A 4,234-nucleotide genomic window follows, 5' to 3' on the forward strand; every position below is an offset into this window, starting at 1 on the left:
TTCACGTAATCTATATTGAAACCGCCATCAAAAGGCTCGGTCATAAAATTACCGACAAATTTTTCCGGAGCATCGCCCAAAGAGATTCCGTTGCCATTTTTTAAAGCTGCCTTAGAGTCCTTGGCTCTAACATTTTGATCTAATTGCACCCATAGATACTCAAGATCATCTGGTGAATTATTGGTATATGTAATGGTCTCTTCACCAAATAACTTGGCATTTTTATCATCTAAACGAATGTCCATCACATAGTCTGCCTGCTGCTGATAATAATCAGGACCAGGTGCACCAGATGCAGATCTGTAGGTGTTAGGAGTAGAAAACTCCTCATACAATTGTTTAAACTTGCTCTGGTTGTAGTGACCAGGCTCCTTTTCTTTGGTTACAGGCTCTTGCGCAAAAGCTACTGCGGCGAAAAGGAATAAAACAGACGCAAATGCGTACTTTACTCTTATCATTTCATAGTTATTTAGTGTTGGAAAATTAAAGTTTTTATAGCGATATCTTAATATATGTTACAAATTTAACATTCCTTTAATACGTGATTTTATGAGCACGTGACTCTTTTTATTACCATTTATCTTTATATGTACCACATTCTGTTGATCATCATATAAATCGGTCAGTACTTCATTGGTAATACCTATTTGCTTTAGTGTCTTTAGCGGAACGTTGGGCACCTCCAAATAACAAATAACCATATCGGTATCAAACTTATGCCCAATAAAATCATACTTTTCCGTTTTACCATTTATCTCTACCAAAAATTTGGTTCGCAGGTATTTTTCCAAAAACTCTTTGTCTACAGATGACTCTTTTTTTGTTCCCAAAACCGCAGGGTATCCATACCGCTCGTTCAACACCGCATTCATATCATCTATGAACACACGGGTAATAATCTGTACCGCTTCATCTTTCTCCGAATAATCAACATTGGTTACGCTAATGTAAAATTTGTGTGCACCGGCAAATGCGAAAAAAGGGAGTATAAATAATAGAAGTACCGGTTTAAAAATTTTCATGATGATCTGTTTTTTATGCTTATTACAAAGCGTATGCCAAAGATAGGGCGGCTAATCTAAAGAATTATTTTGTCTATACAGCAAACTCTTTCGTCGCAAATATTCCCAAATTTCTAATTCATTATGGCTATCCACTACTTCTTGAAACCTGGGATCTACCTCGCAGTAATATAAGAAATCGTCTATTTTACCCTTGGGGATCGATAATTGTTTTACATACACACTATCCGCGTAAAATTCTCGTACCCGCTCCGTTCTATCGTACAGTTTATTTCGTTCTACACGCTTCTTCAACATTTTTGTTCTTCCACTTATGGCGTTGATCAAGGGATCAAAACTCATGATAGGGTTAGCTGTTGCCGCCTTTAGTTCACGCTCCGCCTTTGTGGGTATCTTTACATAGGCATTGGGCAAACCTAAAGTAGAGGCCGTTACAATAGGATCCAAATCTAAGGTAGATATATCGGTCAACAGATTACCGCTAAGATTATATGGGGTTACGGTTACCTCGTCTAACTCGGTAAGCGCATCTTCCAGCCCAACGGATATGAGCTTGCTTTCAAAAATGGCAGAACTGATGACCATAATTTTCTTTTTGTACTGAACGGCAGAGAATTCCAAGGTGTCAAACAACCTTACGGGAATGGCAAAGTACCCGTTTTCATCCGTAATGCTGGCTCTTTTAGAAGTTATATTGAGTACATGCGTAGCGGCAACATCGCCATTATCACTATAGACCCTACCTTCCAATTTCTTGAACTCGCCAATTTGCGCCCATGAAACAACGCTAGAAAAAAGTAAAAGTAAAAGGAGTCTACTCCTCATTTAATTCTTTAAGAAAAGATTTACTGTTATTTACCAAAGCATCTATTAACTGAAACTCGTTTTCCTTTTTCAACAAGGATTTTGCCGGCATTTTTTCATCACAGTAATACAAAAACTCATTTATCTTATCTTGGGGTATCTGCAGATCAATTACAAAAAACGTATCGTCATACACTTGGCGTAATACCTCACTTACCTTCAATTTAGGGGCTTCCTCTACATTTTCATTTTGAGATTTGAAAATAGCCCTAAAGATATTGGCGAAATTAAGACCGTCTTGCATACCTTTTTCGGCATCTGACATGGCTATGTTGTCCACACCCGTACCACGATCAATTTCATATTCATACTCTTTAAACTCTTGGTTCTTTACTTCTAAAAAACGTTCCTGCTGTTCTGGGGTAATGACCACCTCGTCCAATTCGGTCACCTTTTCGTTCACCTCTACCACCAAACGGTTATTGGCCAAGATTTCTTCCGTAATGGTCACCACTTTAATATTATAGTTCACAGCTGTAAAAACAAGTTGATCACCAACCTTAACATTAATACGGAACAACCCCTGGTCATTGGTAATGGTGGCACGCTCAGAGGTGGCGTTAATAACATTTTCATTGGGCACCCCAATGTTCATATATATAACGGAACCACTTAAAGGTCTCCTGCTATCATCTTGTGAAAAAACTGATACCGTGGTACATAATACTAGTAAGAAAAGTAATTTTTTGGTCATTTAGTGTATATTATTATAGATAACACCCATGCTAAAGGGCATTTAAAAGATAAAGAAAAGATTTGTAATCTTCATAAAAAAAACTGCGCCAATAAACTTTTGTTAATTTCTATATTCATGCCGTAAATTCCGTAGATCATAAATGCTAAAACCAACTATTGAAAACCACACCGTTTAACGACATTAGATGTTCTTTAACCCAATACCTTATTATTTCAACTTATAAATAAAGTGTATTCACAAGATAATTCTATTTTTGTTAATCACTATTTTCTGGTCATAAGACACTAAGTATGAAAGCAATAATTTTCTTTATTTTTTTTACAGTGCTAGCGGCACCTACCGTATACGGACAAATTAAAATAGGAGATAATCCCCAAAATATAGATGCCACATCTGTCTTAGAGCTTGAAAGTACCTCTAAAGTGTTGGTAATTACCCGCGTAACCACTTTAGAAATGGAAGCTATTACGCCGCAGCGTGGCGGTATGGTCTACAATACCGATACTGAGTGTATTAATTACTATGACGGCACACAATGGATCAATTTATGCGATGCCGCAAATTTATCCATTACCAATGACCCCATTGTAAACGGCAGAAGTACCATTGAGATTACGGAAGCTGCAGGGAGTGTTAATCTAGAAGTTGCAAAGAACAGCATTCTGGGCGATAACATTATAGATGGCGGTATAGGACCAGATGACATACAAGATAACTCCATTACCCAAGAAAAATTAGCTGCTGAATCTGTAGGTTCTAGTGAACTAAGACAAAATGCCGTTGGAACGGAAGAAATTAGAGACGGTAGCATAGCGCCGTCAGATTTGGCCAATACCATACCCGATCAACTTTTGACTACAGATGAAAACGGAATTGTACAGTGGGAAGACGCCAACGACTTTTATGATCTAACTTTTAATGAAACGGACAATACCTTGACCATTGCAAAATCTACAACGGCGGGTGTATCCACTATAAGTTTAGATGCCTTGGTAGGTTCTGACAACCAACAATTAGACCTGACCAATAATATTCTTAGCATTGAGAACAATCCTAATACGGTAGATCTATCCAATTATTTACAAGAATTAAGCATAAACCCTGCCGGTACGGAAATTAGCTTGACGAACGGCGGAACTATTTCTTTGCCACCAGGTACCGTAAATACAGATGAACAACAATTATCCATTTCAGGAAGCCGTATTTCACTGACAGACGGAGGTTTTGTAGATCTGCCCGCAAATACCGTCAATACAGATGAACAGCAATTGTCTATCTCAGGAAACCGTATTTCTTTGACCGATGGCGGATTTGTAGACATTCCAGAAGGAAATTTAAGTTTAGATGATGGATTTATTTTTGTAGGTAACGCAGCAAGCGAACCTACACCTGTAGCCGTAGGCGGAGACCTTACCATGAACAATATTGGTGAATATACCATTGAAGACGAAGCGGTTACACCTTTAAAGATAGAACCAGGCCTAAACGGTCAGTTTTTAAGTACCGTAGAGGGTGCGGTAACTTGGGCACCTGCTCCTGGAGGAACTGGCGGAGGTTCTACTGAAGTGGCCGACCAAACTACTATTTCCGGCACAGGAGAAGCTCTTGACCCTTTTACCATTACACCTGGTACCAATGGGCAATTTTTAAG

At 38.5% G+C, this 4,234-nt stretch carries 3 protein-coding genes and 2 pseudogenes; 1 reads left to right on the plus strand and 4 read right to left on the minus strand.

The window, feature by feature from the left end:
• The 4 genes and pseudogenes from QZ657_RS16515 to QZ657_RS16530 all read right to left on the minus strand — a co-directional run.
• Positions 1 to 458 (minus strand): annotated as a pseudogene (locus tag QZ657_RS16515) (M1 family peptidase); the annotation flags it as partial.
• 57 nt (positions 459 to 515) lie between these two features.
• On the minus strand, positions 516 to 1,022 hold the full coding sequence (locus QZ657_RS16520) for a DUF6702 family protein (RefSeq protein WP_276473667.1): 507 nt from the start codon (positions 1,020 to 1,022) through the stop codon (positions 516 to 518).
• Between the two features lie 51 nt (positions 1,023 to 1,073).
• Positions 1,074 to 1,847, minus strand: a complete 774-nt coding sequence (locus QZ657_RS16525; RefSeq protein WP_291968157.1) for a hypothetical protein — start codon at positions 1,845 to 1,847, stop codon at positions 1,074 to 1,076.
• Positions 1,837 to 2,580, minus strand: a complete 744-nt coding sequence (locus QZ657_RS16530) for a hypothetical protein (protein ID WP_291968158.1) — start codon at positions 2,578 to 2,580, stop codon at positions 1,837 to 1,839. Before QZ657_RS16530 ends, QZ657_RS16525 begins: the two co-directional genes overlap by 11 nt.
• 293 nt (positions 2,581 to 2,873) lie before the next feature.
• Here QZ657_RS16530 and QZ657_RS16535 point away from each other — a divergent pair.
• Positions 2,874 to 4,234, plus strand: a pseudogene (locus QZ657_RS16535) (hypothetical protein); the annotation flags it as partial.

The organism is Maribacter sp. (assembly GCA_020629415.1).
GTDB lineage: Bacteria > Bacteroidota > Bacteroidia > Flavobacteriales > Flavobacteriaceae > Maribacter > Maribacter huludaoensis.

Bases quoted from the DNA above. Each gene is read 5' to 3' on its own strand.
- QZ657_RS16520 (WP_276473667.1), bottom strand. From the start codon at position 1,022: ATGAAAATTTTTAAACCGGTACTTCTATTATTTATACTCCCTTTTTTC.
- QZ657_RS16525 (WP_291968157.1), bottom strand. From the start codon at position 1,847: ATGAGGAGTAGACTCCTTTTACTTTTACTTTTTTCTAGCGTTGTTTCA.
- QZ657_RS16530 (WP_291968158.1), bottom strand. From the start codon at position 2,580: ATGACCAAAAAATTACTTTTCTTACTAGTATTATGTACCACGGTATCA.